The following is a 17,386-nucleotide window of genomic DNA, read 5'->3' on the forward strand; positions in this document are numbered from 1 at the left end:
GACAGCCGCGTCATCCTCGACCAGCCCGGCGCCGAGAAGCTCATCGGCAAGGGCGACGGGCTCTTCCTGCCGATGGGCGCCAACACCCCTGTCCGCCTGCAGGGTGCCTTCGTCACCGAGCACGAGATCGCGGCCGTCGTGCGCCACTGCAAGGACCAGATGACACCGGTCTTCCGCGACGACGTCACCGTGGGCAGCAAGCAGAAGAAGGAGATCGGCGCTGACATCGGCGACGACCTCGAGCTGCTGTGCCAGGCGGCCGAACTGGTCGTCTCCACCCAGTTCGGGTCCACGTCGATGCTCCAGCGCAAGCTCCGCGTCGGCTTCGCCAAGGCCTGCCAGCTCATGGACACGCTGCACAACAGGGGTCTGATCGGCCCCAGCGAGGGCTCCAAGGCCCGCGAGGTCCTGGTCAAGCCGGACGAACTCGACGACTTCCTGACCCGGCTCCGCGACGCCACGGCGGGGGAGTGACCGGCGCGATCCTCCCCTTCCGCACCCCGCCAGACCCACCACCGCCCCCAAGGGAGAGCTTCCGATGCACCCCCAGCACCACCACGACGTCACGGACCGGCTGATCGCCGAGCCCGCCTTCCCGCCCGGCCACCCCGACGCGCCGCCCGCGCCCGTGACGCAGGCCCCGGCCGGCATGGTCTGGGCACTGGCACCCAACGGCCAGCGGGTCCTGGCCTACCTGCCGCCCGCCGAGCACACCGCGCCCGACCCGGCCGGCCCCGCGCGCAAGGACCACTGGCCCGCGCGGTTGCTGGCCGGTGGAGGCGCGACCTCGGCCGTGCTCGGCGTGATCGGCCACTACGGGCCGGGCCTGAACGAGGCGGGGCAGGCCGCCCAGAACGCCGGCATCGGCGTCGCGGCGACCGCGGCCGGAGTGGGCCTGCTGTTCCTGATGGTCAAGGGCGGGCTCTCCCGGCAGTCCGGCACCAACGTCAACGTCAGCGTGAACGTCTCCAGCTCCTCCTCCAGCAGTTCCTCCTCACGCTCGCGCGGCGGACGCCGGTGACCCGGCCCCCGGCCGCAGCGGGCCGCCGACCACGGCCCCCACGGCCCCACCGCGGCCGGCACAGACCGGTCCTGTTCCGAGTCCGATCCGCCCACCACCCCGAAGGAGCCTGATGGCCACGACCTCGCGCGGCCCCCGCTTACCCGGGCGCCGCCCTCGCCGCCGCGGAGCGGTCCGCAAGACCCGCCGCCCCGCCCCTGCCCGCCGCGGCTCATGGTTCGCCCCCGTGCGGCACCCCCGCCCGCGGCGCCGCACGAGCCGGGGCGACCGGCTCGCCTGGTGCGCCGGGATCCTGGCCGCGGTCAGCCTGTACGTGCAGGCGAACCCCTGGGTCGGCTGGGCGCTGCTCGCCGTACTGATCACCGCTGTCGCGGCCGTGGTGCTCGCGGTCCGCGTGCGCGGGCGGCGGCACCGGCGCCTGATCCACGGGGTGCGCACCCTGCGGGAGTTCCAGGAGATGTCGCCGGCGGACTTCGAGCAGGCGATAGCCGAGCTGTGCCGGCGCGACGGCTGCAGCAACGTCCGGGTGGTCGGCGGGTCCGGCGACCTCGGCGCCGATGTCCTGGCCACCACGCCGCTGGGCAAGGCACTGGTCATCCAGTGCAAGCGCTACGCCCAGGGCAACTTGGTCGGCAGTCCGGAGACGCAGAAGGTCGGGGGCACCGCCCGGCCCGTGCACGACGCCGACGAGGTCGCCATCGTCACCACCAGCGGCTTCACGGCCGAGGCACAGCGCTACGCGGCGATGCCGTCGGTGCGCATCCACCTGCTGGGCGGCGAGCAGCTCATCCGCTGGCAGGCCGACGGATGGCAGCCGCCCTGGCTGTGAAAGCAAGCCCGGCACGCGGTGCAGCTGCCACCGCCTGACCGGCCCCGCCACCGAGGGCCCGTGACCATCAGGTCGCGGGCCCTCAGCCGTGCCCACGAGCCGACCAGCTCCGGCAGGACATCAGGGACCGCCCCGCTAGATGGCGTGCCACCCACACCGCGGGGTGCCCGGGTGGCTCTCCGCTAGGGCCGGGATGGGCCGTGCCTGCCCCAACGGCCGGAGCACCTCATGCTGTCGGACGATGCCAGAGTCCTCGCACGGCCGCTCCGGTGAGGCCGGGGCCGACGCTCATCAGCAGCGTGCGGCTTCCGTGGCGCGGGTCGCTGGCAGCGGTGCGGTCGAGGATGTCGAGAACGGCGAGTCCGCCGAGGTTGCCGCGGGTGCGCATGCTTTCCCAGGAGTGTGACAGCAGTTCGGGTGCACACCCAAGGACCGTCTCGGCGTTCTCCAGGACCCGCGGGCCGCCGGAATGCACGACGGCGACTTCAGGGGCCCAGGTGGAGTCGTCCTTTCTGAGCCATTCCCACAAGGGCTCCTTGAGGTGGTTGATTCCGTCCGGGGCCCGGGAGGTGGAGTCAAAGTGCATTCCCTCCGCCTCGATCTCCAGGCTGTAGTAGTCCATCGTGCCGGGTACGACGTACTGCCAGCCGTCCTGGATTTCGAGGCAGGCGCCGTGCGGATCGCTCGACACGATGCAGGCGCCAGAGCCGTCGCCGAAGAGCAGGCGGTAGAGGATGCCGGTCGTGGTGTTCTTGTCGCTGCGGTACACCGTGCTGAGCGCTTCGCTGATGAGGACCAGCACACGGAGCCCGGGCATGGCCTCCACAAGGCGGGCCGCCCAGGCCAGGGTATGAGCGCCGGCCACGCACCCGAGCTGGGTGGCCGGCATGCGCAGGACGTCCTCGCGCAGTCCGACGGTGTTGACGACGTGGACGTCCAGCCCGGGCGTCGCGGGCGTGGTGCTGTGGCTGGTGATAACGCAGTCGATGTCGCGGGGATTGAGGCCGGCGCGTTCGATGGCCGTCCGTGCCGCCTTTTCCCCGAGCCGGTACATGGACACGCGTGCCTCTTTGTTGCGCTCGGCGACCGTTCCTGCTTTTGAGACCTCGCCCAGCGGTGCCACGAAGCGCCGCTGGTCGACCCTTAGGCTCCTGGCCAGGCGTTCAACGGCGGGACGCAGCCGGTGTCCCTCCGGCATCGCCTTGAGGATGTCGTGGACAGTTTCCAGAGTCGATATCTCGTATTCGGGAAAGGCGAGTGCCGGGAGGGTGACGTAGGGCACGTGGCTCTCCGTTCTCCACACGTGATGTGGTCTGAGACTTGGCTGACACCTGGACCCTCCTCGCGGTGGTCGCGCTGGCCGGAGTTTCAAGTCCCCATGGGGACGGGGCCGTTGCGGGAGTTGCCGGATGGTCATGCATGAGTAAAGGCGTAGCCTAGTGGCGCAGATCGCACCCGGGAGCGGATTGTGGTCTGGAGCACAGGAGCGCGCGCACCCGTTCAGTCCAGAGGCGTCCACTTCAGGAAGACGACTCGTGCTTGCGGACTCCCCATGGGGGTGCCGGCGGCGGCGTTCATCACGCCGAGCTGGCGCAGTGTGCCGTGCCGCATCAGGCGCCGTGTCCCGTCAGGGTGGATGTAGGAGTCGAGGGTCCGTCGGTAGAGGTCCCCGAGCTCGGCGTCGGCGAGGACCTCGCGCTCGATCTCGCGCAGCCCCGGGTGATCGGGTTCTTCGCTGAGTGCCGACGTCAGCTGGGAGAGCGCGACCGGCCCCCAGCTCTCCGCCCAGTCGGGCATCGCCGCGCGGCTGCGTTCCTCGGGCGCGAGAGAGAGCATCCACCTCATGACGTTCTTGGGCATGGGGCCGAAGAGCTCGTCCGCCGCCTGATTGCACTCCAAAACATTCCAGCCAAAATCCGAGATGTACGCGGCTTGTTCTTGGCCGTGGATCACCCAGCTCCAGTTCTTGTGGATGGCCAGTCCGGAGCGGGGATCCAAGGGTTTGGGCGCCTTGCGGCCGTTGATGGCGAGGTACAGATCCTGCCACTGGTGCTCCTGCAGCTCCAGAATCTCGCCCACCGCGCGCAGCAGCTCGTCAGGAGGGTTCGCGATGAGACCGCGCTCGAGGCGGGCGTAGATGTCCTGGCCTGCGCCGTAGCCCAGCAGGAGGGACATCTCCGCCTGTGAGAGGTGGCGCACTCGGCGCCCCCGTCGGGCCATTCCCGCGGCGTGCCGCAGCGCAGCCACCTGAGGGTAGTCGGCGGCATCCGTGCGCTGGCGCGCTCTGGTCAGTATCTGGCCGGCACGACTTGTATCCATGAGCCCCTCCCATTGACCACTCATAGCGACAATCCAAGCGCACGAAAGTCAAACTTTCAATCATGCGAGATTGTTTTCCCTTTCGCATATGCCAGCACCCGGTCACAATCGCTGGACCGTACGGCCACCGCGCGCCTGGCCAGAGGGGTGCCAGCGGCACCGACTCGGCGGGAGGGATGCTCTCACGCTCAACCGCGTGCCGCATACACCGACATGCCGGTGTAACTGCACGTCACCGCGAGGGGGCGTCTGGCGCCGCGCGGAACGGCAACGGCCAGACAGGTGCAGGAGGCATGAGGGAGATCACTGCCAGCGGCCCGCCGAAGGGTCTACGCGTGCAGCACCCACGACGCGACGAGAGGGCAACGATGCGGAGCATCCATCTCCGGGGGCAGGACCAGCCAGTCCAGCCCGCCAGGAGGACCAGTTCGCTGCGGCAGGCCGCCCGCACCCTCCTGGATGCCCGCAGCGAGCGACGCGCGGAGCGGGCCCTTGAGCGCCGCCTTCGACGGCAGCTCCGCGAACTGGATGTCCAGCCGCCGCTGACCATCGCCGGCCTGTGCAGGGCCGTGGAGCGCAAGCGCGAGCGCCCCATCCTGCTGCGGCCCTGCCCGATGCCTGTCTCCGGCCCGCAGGGACTGTGGGTCGAAACTCCTCATGCCGACCTGATCCTGTATCAGGAGCACACGAGCTTCCTGCACCAGCGGCACATCATCCTGCACGAAGTGATGGGGCACATCTGCGGAGAGCACAAGGGAAAGCTGAGTCCCGTTTCGTTGGGGATGTTCCCGCCTGGCACGGTGCAGCGGGTGATGGCGCGCTGCACCTACGACACCGCCGAGGAGTGCGAAGCCGAACGGGCGGCGACGATCGTCACCGCGTGGGCGTGCGTTCTGGACGAGGTCGCCCCGAAGGGTGCCCCCGACCCGAAGCTGCGCCGCGTCCACTCAGCACTCGGTGATCACCACGGATGGTGGGCATAGATGTACCTCACGGTGTTCTTCATCGTCCTCGCGGCGGCCGGCTGGAAGATCTACCAACTGGCGCGCGCCCCGCGGAACCAGGGCTTGCGCTGGCTCACCCTGACCCTGGTGTGTGCCACGGGTGTCTACCCCCTGGTCATGCCGACGTGGCGCATCAGCGTCGACACCTTGGTCGGCATCGGCACGGCGAAGGTCCTCGCGGACATCCTGTTCATGGCCATGACGTTCAGCTTGATGATCTTCTGCCTCTTCTCCGCCGACGGGGGCGTGGCGGCCCGCCGCCGGGCCCGTACGGAGGGCATGGCCTTCGTGGTCGTCGTCGCCGCCATCGTGGGCACCACCGTCCCCTTGCGGGATCACGCGTCGCTCTACGGTGGCGGGGAAGCCCGCATGCCGGTCCTCCTGGTCGCGGCCTACATCGCCGCGGGGATATACCTGATCTACACGCTGTCCGTGTCGTGCCGCAGGACGTGGCACTACGCGCGCATGTCCCACGGCGCCGAGGCGGCGGGGCTCTGGGTAGCCACCGCCGGCATCGCCGGCATGGTGGCCTTCGCTACCCTCAGCACAGGGCTGGACTGCAACCTCTTCACCCAGCGCCCCGTCGGCGCCGAACTCGGCCGCGCCTCGGCCGTGGTGCTGATGACGTCCATCCCCCTCTTCGTCATCGGTGTCACCTGGCCCGGCGCGCGCAGCCGGTACGCGGCCTGTCGCCTGTGGCTGTTCCACCGGCGCGCCTACCGCGAGCTGGAGCCCCTGTGGCGGCTGTTGTCCAGCGCCTTCCCCGAGACCGTGCTGCCGGACACTGGCTGGGGTCGCCGGAACGTACACCGGAACTACGCCCGGCGGGTCATCGAATGCCGCGACGGCCTGGTCCGGGTCAGCCCGCACCTGCTCGGGCCCGGGCAGGCACTGCCCACGCTGACGTCGTGTCCGCAAAGCCTCGCTGTGCGCTTGATCGACGTGGTGAAGGCTGTTCGCCGTGGGGAGTGCAGCCCGCACCACGACACCCCCGTCACGCTCCTGCCGGACAGCGACTACGCCACGGAGGTAGGACAGCTCCTCGCTGTGTCCAACGCCCTGTCGGGCACAGCCGCCATGCCCTCGTGGTTCACCCGGGCCCGCAGGGGCGGCCTGCTTCCGCTGCCGACTGCCTGGCAGCAGGGCCTCGGTCCTGGTCCCAGTCTGTGAGCTCAGCGTGCTGTAGCTGCTCGACGAAATCGTTCACCAGGTGCAAGAGCTTGGGCGGCAGACCGTCGGGCCCCATGCCGCGGGCGGCGATACCCGTGATCTGGCCCCCGCGCATGAGGTTGAGCGTCCGGGCGGCCTCGACGAGGGTCTTCACGGTTGACTGCGCGGCCGCGGGCTGGAAGTAGTCGCCGGCAACGCCGAGGGTCTCGGCGAGGCCGCTGAGGACGACGGGGGGCACGTCCGCTTCCGTCATCGACCCCTCGCGCAGCTTCGTCACCTCGCCGGGAGTGATCACTGCACGGCCGACGGCTTCGTTGACGCCGTGGGCGATGTCCGCATCCTGCGGTCGCTGCTGGTCGTCCGGGTACAGGCGCGCGAGGGTTCCTTCGATCTTCTCGGCGAGGGTGGCCGGCAGAACACCGAAGGAACGCTCCTCCGCGGCCCGTAGTTCGTCCTCACCGACGCCGTAGGCCGCTGCCAGCGCGGTGATCAAGGCCGGTGACAGCCTGCGCACTCCGCGCTCGGCCTCGCCCACGGCGCCCTTGGCGCCGAGCTGCTTGTCGATCTCGTACTGAGCGAACCCGGCGTCGCACCTGAGGTCGGCCAGGTCGGGGTCGCCGTGCCGGGGGAAGAGGGTGTCGATATCGACCTGCACGGCCCTGGCGAGGGCCGGTAGGCGTTCGGGGTCGGGACCGCCGCCGCGGGCGCCCTCCCACGTGTTGACTGCGGTGCGGGAGGCCCCCACCGCTTTGCCGAAGTCGCCCTGGCTTCGGTAGCCAGCCCTCAAGCGTGCTTCTCGCAGGCGCAGGCCATCGAAGTGGCGTTGAGGCATCACAGACTCCAGTACGGCTGACTGTCACGGCCCCCGCATCGTAGCCAGTGAGTACCCGCTGTGGGGACAGCTGGTGTCAATTTCGCATGGGCCCGATGGTGTCCCGTGGCCCTGTGCGCCTCATTGTGGGGGTGCTCCTGAGTGCGGCGTGTCACGCTCTGATCAGGCCATTAACGGAACTTGCGGCGTAGTCACTTGAACGCAGTGTGACGTTGCCTTAGTGTCAATTTCGCCCGGTGCGGCGGATGCCGATGCCGTCGCCGTGCCCAATCGCGGAGCATTCCTGATGCGCTGGGCCCGGTCATTTGCGGCCTCGACAACCTCAGACCGGAGCCAGCGCCACCCGACTGTTGGAGACGAGGATGAGTGTCGCACCATCAGATGCAACAGCGCGAGGTCTGCGCCGACCTCGGTATCCGATCGTGCCTCGCACGTCGGTGGCGCGGGACCCGGCGGGCCCGGCCGTCGACGGAGCCCGGCGTGCCCGTTCCTCCCGTGCCGTGTCCTCTTCGCCCTCTGAACGGCTCATCTCCGTCGTGCCCCTGTCCAGCCCCACCCTCGCCAGCGCGGAGGCTGCGGGCATCCTGGACTCCCCGCCCGACATCGGCGCGCTCATCGCGCGTCTGCGGGCCTGATGCCCCTGCCCTCCTCGAAGCGGCCCTGTGCGTCCTCGAGCAGGCCGTCGGCGTTGATGCCGCAGGCGCCGTGGTGCTCGGGACGGAACTGGCCTTCCCTGTCTCCCGGCCCGAGGCGTATGCGATTCATGGCACCCGCCCGAGCGGGCGCGCGTTGACGCACACCAGACTCTGTCTGACCATCGAGCGCTGAGGGGCCCGGCGGGAACACCTGTTCCCTTCTCTCATCCCCCCGTGCCGAGAAGACCGCCGGGCCCTCGCCACACGTCCGCCCCAGGTGGCCCCCGAGCGGGTACGGACCGGCCCCGGTGGCGCCTTACGGGGGCGCCGCCGGGGCCGACGGCGGTTACGGAACCCAGCGCTGCGCGGCCAGAGCGAACCGCTCCTCTTCCGCCTCCTGGCGGAACATCTCCGCGGCCGACTCGAGCATCCCGTCCGCGTCCAGGTCATGGACCGTCACCAAGGCCTGGCGCAGCGCCGTGAGGAACTCGCCGAAGGGCCGTCCGGGGCCAAGGCGTCGCCAGGCCTCCGCCCGTGTCGACTCCTCGCGGTGCTCGGGACCGGTGACCGCGTCCAGCAGCAACTCGGGAGTCACCACACCGTCGGCCGCGTGGAACACGTTGGCCAGCAGGTCCCCGATCACCTCCTCGGCGATCTCCCGGTCCTCGGCCAGCACTCCGCAGCACCCGCTGACGAGGTGACTGTCGTCGAACCGCCCGCCCACCTCACAGGCGCTCAGCGCCATCGCGATGTCCTCGAGCGCCGTCGGCTCCTTGCCCAGTGCGGCCCGGTTGCGGCTGTAGTACCCCAGCGCGGCCTCGCCCCACACGGCCCGCTCGCGGTTGCTGGTCTCGCCCTCGCCCACCATGGTTCTCCTCCGAGATCCGTCGCGTCATCGATGCCGCCCCGGCCCGCGGCTACCGGGGCGGCACGCCATTCATCACTCCGCTCCCCGCCTGGACGCAACCCCCCGATAACCCGCCCTTGCTGGGCAGATGCCGGCGCCCGCCCTGCCGTGCGTGCCGGCACCACGAGCGGGCCCGCGCGCACGGTGGCACCGGCGACGCCCGCCCGGCGCGCTGCCGGCGTGCGAGAAAATGGATCACGGCACTGGGGGTGTACGGAGCCGACATGGGCACTGAAACGCCCACCAGTGTGACCTTCATCGCCACCCGCGACATCCCCTTCGAGCAGCTCGACCGCTTTCCCGGCAACGCACGCCGCGGCGACGTCGACGCGATCCGGGCCTCCATCCGCCGCCACGGCCAGTACCGCTCCCTGGTCGTACGGGCCACCGGCGGGGACCGGTACGTGATCCTGGCCGGCAACCACACCCACGACGCCCTGAAGGCCGAAGGCCACGCCGCCGCCCGCTGCGAGATCATCGAGTGCGACGACGACCAGGCCCGCCGCATCAACCTCGCCGACAACAAGCTCGCGGAGCTCGGCACGTACGACACCGAGGCGCTCGCCGAGCTCATCACCTACCTCGACGGCGACCTCGAAGGCACCGGCTACAGCGACGCCGACGTCAGCGAACTGCTCGGCACCGACACCGAGGACGAGCCGCTCACCGACGTCGACGACATCCCGGACGTGCCGGCCGAGCCCCGCTCCAAGCCCGGCGACGTGTGGATCCTGGGCCGCCACCGGCTGCTGGTCGGCGACTCCACCGACGTCGCCGCCGTCGAGGCGATGCTCGACGGCGACCGCTGCGATGCGATGTGGACCGACCCGCCCTACGGCGTCGACTACGTCGGCAAGACGAAGAACGCCCTGACCATCCAGAACGACGGCGCGACCGATCTGCCGGAACTCCTCGCCGGAGCCTTCGCGGTGGCGACCGCGGCCCTCAAGCCCGGCGCCCCGGTCTACGTCGCGCACGCCGACACCGCCCGCATCGTGTTCGAGACCGCGATGGTCGAGGCCGGCTGGCACGTACGACAGAACCTGATCTGGGCCAAGGACACGATGGTGCTCGGCCGCTCGGACTACCACTACCGGCACGAGCCGATCCTGTACGGGTTCACCGACGCCCCCGCCGGGTCCGGCCGCCTCGGCCGCGGAGGCGACCGCTGGTGGGGCGACAACGCGCAGACCACGGTCTTCGAGGTGCCCAAGCCCGCCCGCAATACCGAGCACCCCACCTCCAAGCCCGTCGACCTCATCGTCCCGGCGCTGCACAACTCCTGCCCCGCCGAGGGCCTGGTCTACGAGCCGTTCGGCGGCTCCGGCTCCACGCTCATCGCCGCCCAGGCCACCGGGCGTGCCGCGCGGGTGGTGGAGCTGGATCCCCGCTACGCCGACGTCATCGTCCGGCGCTGGGTGGAGTTCACGGGGAAGGACGCAGTCCTGCGGGAGAGCGGGCAGTCGTGGACGGAGCTGGCCTCTTGAAGTTCCTGAAGTTGGGTCGGAGGTGCTGAGCTGTGCCCGCGTCCAAGGCGCAACGCGCCTCCACGTCCAAGCGGCGCGCGCAGGCGATCGCGCTGCGCCTGGCTGGCATGGACTACCAGACCATCGCCGACCGGCTCGACTATTCCTCGCGCGGCGCCGCTTCCAAGGACGTCCACCGCGCCTTGGAGGAGAACCTGGAGGCCGAGTCGGCGGCCGCGCAGACCCTGCGCGAACTGGAAGTGCAGCGCCTGGACCGCATGCAGGCCGCGGCCTGGGCCAAGGCGGCCAAGGGCGACCTGAAGGCCATCGAGACCGTCTTGCGGGTCATCGACCGGCGCTGCCGACTGCTGGGCCTGGACAAGCCCGCCCGCGCCGAGATCACTGGTGCCGACGGCGGCCCGCTGCAGGTGGAGACCGTCGACCTCGCCGAACTCGAAGCGCTGATCACCCTGGTCGGCGAGCCGCCCGCCGAGCCGGGCCCGGGGACGTCCTGATGCCGGCGCACCCCGCGGCGTACGGGCGCCTTGCCGCACAGCTGCGCCTGACCCCCGACCCCGACCTCCGCGACCAGCTCCTGGACACCTGGCTCGACTACCGCGACCTCGCCACTGAGTGGGACGCGCGCCAGTGGGGTCTGCAGCCCGACGACTGGGCCGCGCGCATCATCGCCGCAGCCTGCAGCGAAGGAGTCGCATCCTCATGACCCAACCCGCCCTGCCCGGCGTTACCTACACCGCGACTCGCGACGTCCCCCTCGACGAGCTGACCCGCTACCCGGGCAACCCGCGCCGCGGGGACGTCGAGGCGCTGCGCGCCTCCGTACGTCGCCACGGGCAATACCGGTCCCTGGTCGTCCGGGACACCGGCACGCAGCTCGTGGTCCTGGCCGGCAACCACACCCGCGACGCTCTGAAGGCCGAGGGCGCGGCCACGGCCCGCTGCGAGATCATCGAGTGCGACGACGACCAGGCCCGCCGCATCAACCTCGCGGACAACAAACTGGCTGAACTCGGACACTACGACGAGGAAGACCTCGCGGCCATGCTTGTGGGACTCGACGGCGACCTCGAGGGCACCGGCTGGAGCGCCAGCGAGGTCGCCCGGCTGGTCTCGGCCGAGCTGCCTGCGGGATTCCCCGCCTACGACGAGAGCATCGCCGAGGGCCTGCTCAACCCGGCCATCCACACCTGCCCGAACTGCGGGCACACCTTCACCGGCGGCGAGGCCGCGTGAGCGCGCCCATCGTCAACACCCGCCTGGCGTACGGGCAGCTGCTGGCCGAGATGTGGTCCGCGCACCTGGCCCCGGCCGCCGCCGACGCGCCGACCGTGGTGTCTGCCTTCGCCGGGGCCGGCGGCTCCAGCCTGGGCTACTCCATGGCCGGATTCCGGGAGCTGCTGGCCGTGGAGTGGGACGACCACGCCGCGGCGACCTTCGCGCGCAACTTCAGCCATGTCCCCGTCCACCACGGCGACATCAGCAGCTACGATCCGGCCCGCCTCGGGCTGGCGCCAGGCGAACTGGACGTGTTCGACGGCTCGCCGCCGTGCCAGGGGTTCTCCGTGGTCGGCCAGCGGCAGGTGGACGATCCGCGCAATCAGTTGTTCCGCGAGTACGTGCGGCTCCTGGAGCACTGGCAGCCCAAGGCGTTCGTCATGGAGAACGTCGCGGGCATGGTGCGGGGCAAGATGCGGACGCTGTTCGCAGAGATCCTGCAGACCCTCAAGCGGGCCCGCCCCGGCTACCGGGTCGTCGCCCGCCTGATGGACGCTTCCTACTTTCAGGTCCCGCAACACCGACAGCGCATGATCTTCATCGGGGTCCGGGCCGACCTCGGCACGCGCCCGGTGCACCCGGCGCCGATCGCCCGGCCCATCACCGTGCGCGAGGCGCTCGCCGACCTCACCGACCCCGGCCCCTTCCAGCGCCCCTCGGGCAAGGCCGCACTGGTGGCCCCGCTGATCGGCCCCGGCCAGAACGGCGGCGAGACCCTGCTCGCACGGGGCGGGAAGAAGGCGTACTTCAGCCTGGAGCGCCTGGCCTGGGACCGGCCCTCCTACACGCTGATCAAGGAGATCAGCGCGTCCCGCAACGGCCTGCTGCACCCCGAGGAGGACCGGCTGCTGGGCATCCGGGAGCTGGCCCGTCTGCAGTCCTTTCCCGACGCCTTCGACTGGGGTGACAGCCCCGTCGACCTGGTGTGGGCGCGGCTGGGCAATTCGGTCCCGCCGCTGCTGATGCGGGCCATCGCGCAGACCCTGCGAGAGCGGGTCCTGGAGCCGTGAACTGCGCCAACCCGCTTCCATCTTTACAGCGTCGCGTTGTTTAGTAGTGCTGTGCACGGAGACCGAACGGAAAGGGGAACGGCGTGAGTTACAACCGCGACAACGTCACCTGGCAGAGCGCGAACGGCACCTGGAACATCGGGTTCTGGAGGTTCGAGTACACCGGCGACGGCACGGACGAGGACTTCGATGCCGAGTGGGATGTCGAGTACAGCCACGACGGCTTCTGGTTCCTCTCCACCGGCCACGCTACGCCGGAAGCCGCGATGGACGCCTACTGCCAGGAGGAGCCCAACCCGGGCATGACGCTGCTCATCCCCCAGGACGACCCCCAGGCGGCCGACGACATCGCGCGCTACGAAGCGCTGGCGGCCGACTTCAAGGCCAAGCACGGCAGCAGCGCCTACTGCCTCAACGCCTGACCGACCTCACGCGCCCACCAGAGAGGAAGCGGACCATGCAGACGTACGACGTGCTCTGGAGATTCAAGGACGACCGGCAGCCGTACAGCACACGGGTCAGCGCCGACGGCCCTGCCGCGGCGGCGGACCAGGTCCAGGAGCGGAATTGGACCCCCCGCCACAACGGCGACGCGTGCGACATCCTGCGGGTCACCCCGCTGCCTCAGCAGCCGCAGAACCCGTAGGGGCGCCGAGCGAACGCCCCTGAGACGGGGCACCACACCGCCTCCGGGCGGTGTGTCTCATGGAGGACACCCGCATGGCCGACACCCCGTACTGGAGCGATGCCGACCGCCGGGCGGAGACCGTCCGCCTGCGCCTGTCCGGCAAGGACTTCCAGGAGATCGCCGACGAACTCGACCTGCCCGGCCGCGCCGCGGCGGCCGCCCTGTTCGCCGACGCACTGAACGACGCCGACCACCTCGAGCCGGACGTGCGCCACCAGGCCGAGCGCCACAGCCTCGACGAGCTGCAGGACGCGATCTGGCAGACCGCCGTCGACGGCAGCCTCGACGCGATTGAGACGGTGCTGCGCCTGAGCGAGCGCCGCAGCCGGCTCCTTGGGCTCAACGCCCCGGCTCGGCTCGAGGCCGTCCTGGCCCCACTTGATCCGGCCGCCGTGACCAGCTCCGAACTCGAGGAACTCCTCGCCCTCGGCGACGAGCCTTTGCTGTGAGGCCTCGTCCGGCCCGGAACCGGGTGGGGCCTACGCCTCGGCCCGGCCGGGCCGAGGCGGGCGGGGCGCGCGCTAGACGGCCCTGGCGTGGAGGAGGGCTACTCCCGCCGGGGTGACCTTCCAGGTCCAGGCCGCGCTCTTCGCGCAGGCGCTGACGGCGGCGTTGAGGTCCCCGTCGTATCGGTCCAGGCTGATCCGCCCCTCGTCCTCGGCGTCCCGGAGGGCCTCGGTGTGGGTGGCCCCGACCCCGGCTATCCACTCGTCGCGGTAGCTGCGGAAGGTTCCGGCCAGGGTCTCGCGACGCCAGGCGCGCGTCTCCGTGTCGAGCCGGGCTGCCGGACCGAAGTCCCCGGCGATGTCCGCGGTGGCGAGCTGGGCGCTGATCCGGGCGCGGCGGGTGCTGGGCATGGTGGTGGCTCCTCTGTCGGGTTCCTGCGGCCTCCGTGCACCCCAACTATACAACGTGACGTTGTAAGGATGGAAGCCGTGCGCGGCCGAGACCGGGGGAGAGGAGCCCGGCGCCCACGGCGGCGACCCTCCGATGTGAGAGATCATGTACAGGGTGCGCGGGGGTGCACGGAGCCCCTGATGACGCAGGCGCAGGACCGGGAGCAGCGCCTCCTGACCCGCTACCGCACCCTTCCGCGCGAGCGGCGCCTCGCCATCGCGCGAAACGCCTCTGCCGACCTGCGCATCCGCCTGGCTCACCTCGAGCGCGAGATGGCCATGGACCGCTCGCCCGGAGCGCTGGCGGCCCTGCTCACCGGCGGCCGCGAGATGCAGGCCCGCCACCTGGACCTCATCGACAACGCGTTCATCCGCATCGCCCGCGGCGAGCGCGTGCGGCTGCTGCTCAACATGCCCCCGCGGCACGGCAAGTCGCAGCGCGCCGCCCGGTGGGCGCCCCTGTGGTACCTGCGCCGCAACCCAACCCACCGGCTGATGATCGCCTCCTACTCCGCGGTGCTCGCCGAGGGCCACGGCCGGTGGCTGCGCGACTCGATCAACGAGCACGGCGACCAGCTCGGCATCGCCCTGCGCTACGGCTCCAAGGCGGCCGGCCGCTTCGACCTCAGCGGAGGGCCCGGCGGCCTGGTGACCGCCGGTGTCGGCGGCTCGCTGACCGGCATGGGCGCGCACCTCGCCGTGGTCGACGACCCGCTGAAGGACGCGAAGGCCGCCGCGTCGCCGACGGTGCTCGGCGACCTGTGGGACTGGTGGCAGCAGGTCCTCAACACCCGTATGGAGCCGACCGGCAGCATCGTGGTCATCCAGACCCGCTGGTCGGAGAACGACCTGGCGGGCCGGATCCTCACCCAGGACGCCGCCCGTGACAAGGCCCGCTGGACCGTCATCAACCTCCCGGCGATCGCCGACAGCGCGGACGACGCCCTGGGCCGACCCATCGGTGCGCCGCTGTGGCCCGAGCGGTTCAACCTCGGCCACCTCGCCGACTTCCGCGACGAGGTCGGCGAGCGCGGCTGGTGGGCGCTCTACCAGCAGCAGCCCCGCCCGCTCGAGGGCGGCATCTGGCAGTGGGCCTGGATCCGCGGCCAGCGCATCACCGAGGAGCGGCTGCGCGGCATCAAGCTCACCCGGGTCGTCGTCGCGGTCGACCCGGCGGGCGGCAGCGAGGACGGCGACGAGGTCGGCATCGTGGCCGCCGGCCGCGACGCGGCGGGCGAGCTGTACATCCTGGCCGACCGCTCCGCGAAGATGGGCGCGGCCGAATGGGGCCGCGCCGCCTGCGAACTCGCCCTGGAATTCGACGCCGACGCCCTCACCGTGGAGTCCAACTTCGGCGGCGACATGACCAAGCAGGTGCTCATCCAGGGCTGGGAGGAACTGGTCCGCGACGGCACCGCCGCCGGGGCGCTGCGCCCGCGGATCGTGCCCGTCACGGCCAAGCAGGGCAAAAGGCTGCGGGCCGAGCCCATCGCCCAGCTGTACGAGCAGGGGCACGTGCACCACGTCGGGGAGTGGCCGGCGCTCGAGGTGCAGATGGTCACCTGGATGCCCGGCATGGACAGCCCGGACCGGATGGACGCCGCAGTGCACGCGCTGACCGAGCTGGCCGACCCGACGGTCGCGGGCAGCGGGACGGGCAACTACCGCGGCGGGCCCGACGGACGCCTCAACGGGCGCCGCTGACCGGAGAGCTGGTTGGCCCCCTGGTACGGGGGCCAACCAGCTCACGCGTCGGCGTCGGGCGCAGGCGGGCGCATGCTTGGATCCCACGGCTGACCTGCGGGGTCCAGGACCTGCACGCGGGCCTTTCGGGCGTTGTTCAGCAGGTTGAAGAGGACGTGGGCGGTGTCCTGGCTGTCGGTGGTCACCTTGTGCGGGAAGACGCGGCCCCAGATGTTGTTGCCGGTCCAGGTGACCGTCCAGGTCGAGTTGCTGGCGGGAGTGGCCATCGGGATCTCCTCCGTCCTCGGGGGCCGGGCCGTCCCCGCCCCCTTCGAGATCAGCTATACAACGCGGCGTTGTAAGAATGGAAGGGGTTTCGTGATCCTCGTCGGGACGGAAGCGCGTACCGGCCGCCCCTCGGTGGGGCGGCCGGTGGATGTTCGCTACGCCGCGCAGGTGTCGAGTATCGCGACGCCCTCGGGCGTCTGTACGAACTGCCAGATCGCGCCGTGCAGGAGGTTGTCGTACGCGACCTCCAGGTCGCCGTCGTGCTCGGCGAGGTCGATCCGGCCGGTGGCGGCCGCGTCCTGGAGGGCCTCGCGCCAGGTCCCCCCGACCCCCATCAGGCGGTCGTCGCGGTAGCTGGTGAAGGCGGCGGCGAGGGCCTCGCGGCGCCAGGCTCGCTCGTCGGCGGTGAGGTCGGCGACCGGGTCGAAGTCCTCGGCGATGTCCCGGTGGGCGAAGCGGCTGCTGATCCGGGTGCGGCGCCAGGTGGTGGTCATGCGGTGCTCCTCGGTCTCATTCGGGCGGCTTCCCCGCCCTTCCGAGACCAACTATACAACGTAACATTGTAAGGTTAGAAGTCGTGTGGGCACTCTTCATGAAGAAAGCCGCTGGTGAGAGGCGTGGCCACGCGGCCGGTGGGCGCACGCGGGCCGTGTGGCACGGCGGTCGGCCCCGGGGCAAGCGGGGCCGACCGGGTCAGTGCCAGGCCACGTCGCGGCCGTGTGCGGCGCACCAGTCGGCCAAGGCGTGCAGCTCGCGCAGGCGGCGCTGCAGGTATCCGGCGGGGCGTCCGAAGAGCAGGGTGCGGCCGAGCTGGACGTCCGGCCTGCCCGGGTCGTCGGGGGCCAGGCCGAGGGCGGTGAGCACCCGGCCCCGGAAGTCGTCGGCGGCCAGCTCGCCGTAGGAGTCGACCACCGCGATCGGGATCACCGTGCCCGCGCCGTCCGCCTCGAGCGGCAGCCCGTCCTCGAGCGCGTCGCACGCCCCGTCCTCCGAACCCGTCCGGAAGGGGAGGGCCAGGGCCTCGAGCACACCGATCGCGTTGGCGTTCGAGAACTCCACCCAGGGAACCGTGCCGTCGGGGTCGACCTCCTCGGCGCGCAGCGGGTAGTCCGGGCAGATGTCCGGCAGGTCGCAGCCGGGCAGCGGTGCCCGCGCGGGGGCCGCCGTGGCGCGCTCGGCAGCGGCCTGGGCGTCCCGGTAGTCGCCGTAGCGCGGTGCGCGCTCGGTGGCTACCGGGCAGCCGCAGGAGACGGCGTAGCCGACGGCCGGCCGATGGGCGGCGGTGAAGGTGATCGTCACGGGGTCCTCCTCGTCGGGGGTGGGCGGTGGAGGGGGCTTGCCG

22 protein-coding genes are annotated in these 17,386 nt (G+C 71.1%); 14 read left to right on the forward strand and 8 right to left on the reverse strand.

Translation table 11 applies throughout. The annotated features are described in order from the left end of the window. The 3 genes from QK440_RS26545 to QK440_RS26555 form a co-directional block, all read left to right on the forward strand. On the forward strand, window positions 1–474 hold a 474-nt coding region (locus tag QK440_RS26545), incomplete at its 5' end, for a DNA translocase FtsK (protein WP_282795740.1). Between the two features lie 64 nt (window positions 475–538). Continuing rightward, a complete protein-coding gene (locus tag QK440_RS26550; protein ID WP_282795741.1) occupies window positions 539–1,021 on the forward strand; it encodes a hypothetical protein in 483 nt (160 codons plus the stop codon). Between the two features lie 226 nt (window positions 1,022–1,247). Beyond that, window positions 1,248–1,850: a restriction endonuclease gene (locus QK440_RS26555; protein ID WP_282795742.1), complete on the forward strand. Its 603-nt coding sequence runs from the start codon at window positions 1,248–1,250 to the stop codon at window positions 1,848–1,850. Window positions 1,851–2,076: 226 nt separating this feature from the next. Here the strand turns inward: QK440_RS26555 and QK440_RS26560 are convergent, their stop codons facing one another. Both QK440_RS26560 and QK440_RS26565 read right to left on the reverse strand, forming a co-directional pair. Beyond that, window positions 2,077–3,132: a PhlD gene (locus QK440_RS26560; protein ID WP_282795743.1), complete on the reverse strand. Its 1,056-nt coding sequence runs from the start codon at window positions 3,130–3,132 to the stop codon at window positions 2,077–2,079. Window positions 3,133–3,350: 218 nt separating this feature from the next. Next, window positions 3,351–4,025 carry a hypothetical protein gene (locus tag QK440_RS26565; protein WP_282795744.1) on the reverse strand — a complete coding sequence of 225 codons (675 nt, stop codon included), beginning with the start codon at window positions 4,023–4,025 and terminating at the stop codon, window positions 3,351–3,353. A gap of 437 nt (window positions 4,026–4,462) precedes the next feature. Between QK440_RS26565 and QK440_RS26570 the strand changes: the two genes are divergently transcribed. Together QK440_RS26570 and QK440_RS26575 are read left to right on the forward strand one after the other, a co-directional pair. Next, a complete protein-coding gene (locus QK440_RS26570) occupies window positions 4,463–5,152 on the forward strand; it encodes a hypothetical protein (protein ID WP_282795745.1) in 690 nt (229 codons plus the stop codon). Next, window positions 5,153–6,343: an MAB_1171c family putative transporter gene (locus QK440_RS26575; protein WP_282795746.1), complete on the forward strand. Its 1,191-nt coding sequence runs from the start codon at window positions 5,153–5,155 to the stop codon at window positions 6,341–6,343. It abuts the gene before it with no gap. On the opposite strand, the gene QK440_RS26580 is transcribed toward QK440_RS26575, so the two are convergent. Further along, on the reverse strand, window positions 6,264–7,175 hold the full coding sequence (locus tag QK440_RS26580) for a helix-turn-helix transcriptional regulator (RefSeq protein WP_282795747.1): 912 nt from the start codon (window positions 7,173–7,175) through the stop codon (window positions 6,264–6,266). The two genes, QK440_RS26575 and QK440_RS26580, sit on opposite strands and share 80 nt — an antisense overlap. Before the next feature lie 981 nt (window positions 7,176–8,156). Beyond that, window positions 8,157–8,678 (reverse strand): hypothetical protein, encoded by a 522-nt coding sequence (locus QK440_RS26585; RefSeq protein WP_282795748.1) that lies wholly within the window; start codon window positions 8,676–8,678, stop codon window positions 8,157–8,159. Window positions 8,679–8,941: 263 nt separating this feature from the next. Between QK440_RS26585 and QK440_RS26590 the strand changes: the two genes are divergently transcribed. From QK440_RS26590 to QK440_RS26625, 8 genes are all read left to right on the forward strand, one after another. Continuing rightward, window positions 8,942–10,204, forward strand: a complete 1,263-nt coding sequence (locus QK440_RS26590; protein WP_282795749.1) for a DNA methyltransferase — start codon at window positions 8,942–8,944, stop codon at window positions 10,202–10,204. A 32-nt stretch (window positions 10,205–10,236) separates the two neighbouring features. After that, on the forward strand, window positions 10,237–10,698 hold the full coding sequence (locus QK440_RS26595) for a hypothetical protein (protein WP_282795750.1): 462 nt from the start codon (window positions 10,237–10,239) through the stop codon (window positions 10,696–10,698). Further along, entirely contained in the window at window positions 10,698–10,907 is a 210-nt protein-coding gene (locus tag QK440_RS26600) for a hypothetical protein (RefSeq protein ID WP_282795751.1), read from the forward strand. Before QK440_RS26595 ends, QK440_RS26600 begins: the two co-directional genes overlap by 1 nt. After that, window positions 10,904–11,437 (forward strand): ParB N-terminal domain-containing protein, encoded by a 534-nt coding sequence (locus QK440_RS26605; protein ID WP_282795752.1) that lies wholly within the window; start codon window positions 10,904–10,906, stop codon window positions 11,435–11,437. Before QK440_RS26600 ends, QK440_RS26605 begins: the two co-directional genes overlap by 4 nt. Further along, window positions 11,434–12,489 (forward strand): DNA cytosine methyltransferase, encoded by a 1,056-nt coding sequence (locus QK440_RS26610; protein WP_282795753.1) that lies wholly within the window; start codon window positions 11,434–11,436, stop codon window positions 12,487–12,489. The genes QK440_RS26605 and QK440_RS26610 overlap by 4 nt, the downstream gene beginning before the upstream one ends. A gap of 83 nt (window positions 12,490–12,572) precedes the next feature. After that, window positions 12,573–12,911, forward strand: coding sequence for a hypothetical protein (locus tag QK440_RS26615; protein WP_282795754.1), 339 nt, complete (start codon window positions 12,573–12,575; stop codon window positions 12,909–12,911). A gap of 35 nt (window positions 12,912–12,946) precedes the next feature. Then, window positions 12,947–13,135, forward strand: a complete 189-nt coding sequence (locus tag QK440_RS26620) for a hypothetical protein (RefSeq protein WP_282795755.1) — start codon at window positions 12,947–12,949, stop codon at window positions 13,133–13,135. A 74-nt stretch (window positions 13,136–13,209) separates the two neighbouring features. After that, entirely contained in the window at window positions 13,210–13,626 is a 417-nt protein-coding gene (locus tag QK440_RS26625; protein ID WP_282795756.1) for a hypothetical protein, read from the forward strand. 72 nt (window positions 13,627–13,698) lie between these two features. Here QK440_RS26625 and QK440_RS26630 read toward each other — a convergent pair whose 3' ends face one another. Then, window positions 13,699–14,034: a hypothetical protein gene (locus QK440_RS26630; RefSeq protein ID WP_282795757.1), complete on the reverse strand. Its 336-nt coding sequence runs from the start codon at window positions 14,032–14,034 to the stop codon at window positions 13,699–13,701. A gap of 180 nt (window positions 14,035–14,214) precedes the next feature. On the opposite strand from QK440_RS26630, the gene QK440_RS26635 reads away from it, so the two are divergent. Beyond that, on the forward strand, window positions 14,215–15,777 hold the full coding sequence (locus QK440_RS26635) for a terminase family protein (protein WP_282795758.1): 1,563 nt from the start codon (window positions 14,215–14,217) through the stop codon (window positions 15,775–15,777). A gap of 41 nt (window positions 15,778–15,818) precedes the next feature. On the opposite strand, the gene QK440_RS26640 is transcribed toward QK440_RS26635, so the two are convergent. The 3 genes from QK440_RS26640 to QK440_RS26650 all read right to left on the reverse strand — a co-directional run bounded on the left by QK440_RS26640 (window position 15,819) and on the right by QK440_RS26650 (window position 17,343). After that, window positions 15,819–16,043, reverse strand: coding sequence for a hypothetical protein (locus tag QK440_RS26640; protein WP_282795759.1), 225 nt, complete (start codon window positions 16,041–16,043; stop codon window positions 15,819–15,821). Between the two features lie 156 nt (window positions 16,044–16,199). Beyond that, complete coding sequence (locus QK440_RS26645) at window positions 16,200–16,538, reverse strand: hypothetical protein (protein ID WP_282795760.1); 339 nt, start codon at window positions 16,536–16,538, stop codon at window positions 16,200–16,202. Between the two features lie 199 nt (window positions 16,539–16,737). Continuing rightward, window positions 16,738–17,343 carry a hypothetical protein gene (locus tag QK440_RS26650; RefSeq protein WP_282795761.1) on the reverse strand — a complete coding sequence of 202 codons (606 nt, stop codon included), beginning with the start codon at window positions 17,341–17,343 and terminating at the stop codon, window positions 16,738–16,740. Between the last annotated feature and the right edge of the window lie 43 nt (window positions 17,344–17,386).

Origin of the sequence: Streptomyces sp. CC224B (assembly GCF_030010595.1) — a bacterium.
GTDB lineage: Bacteria > Actinomycetota > Actinomycetes > Streptomycetales > Streptomycetaceae > Streptomyces > Streptomyces longispororuber.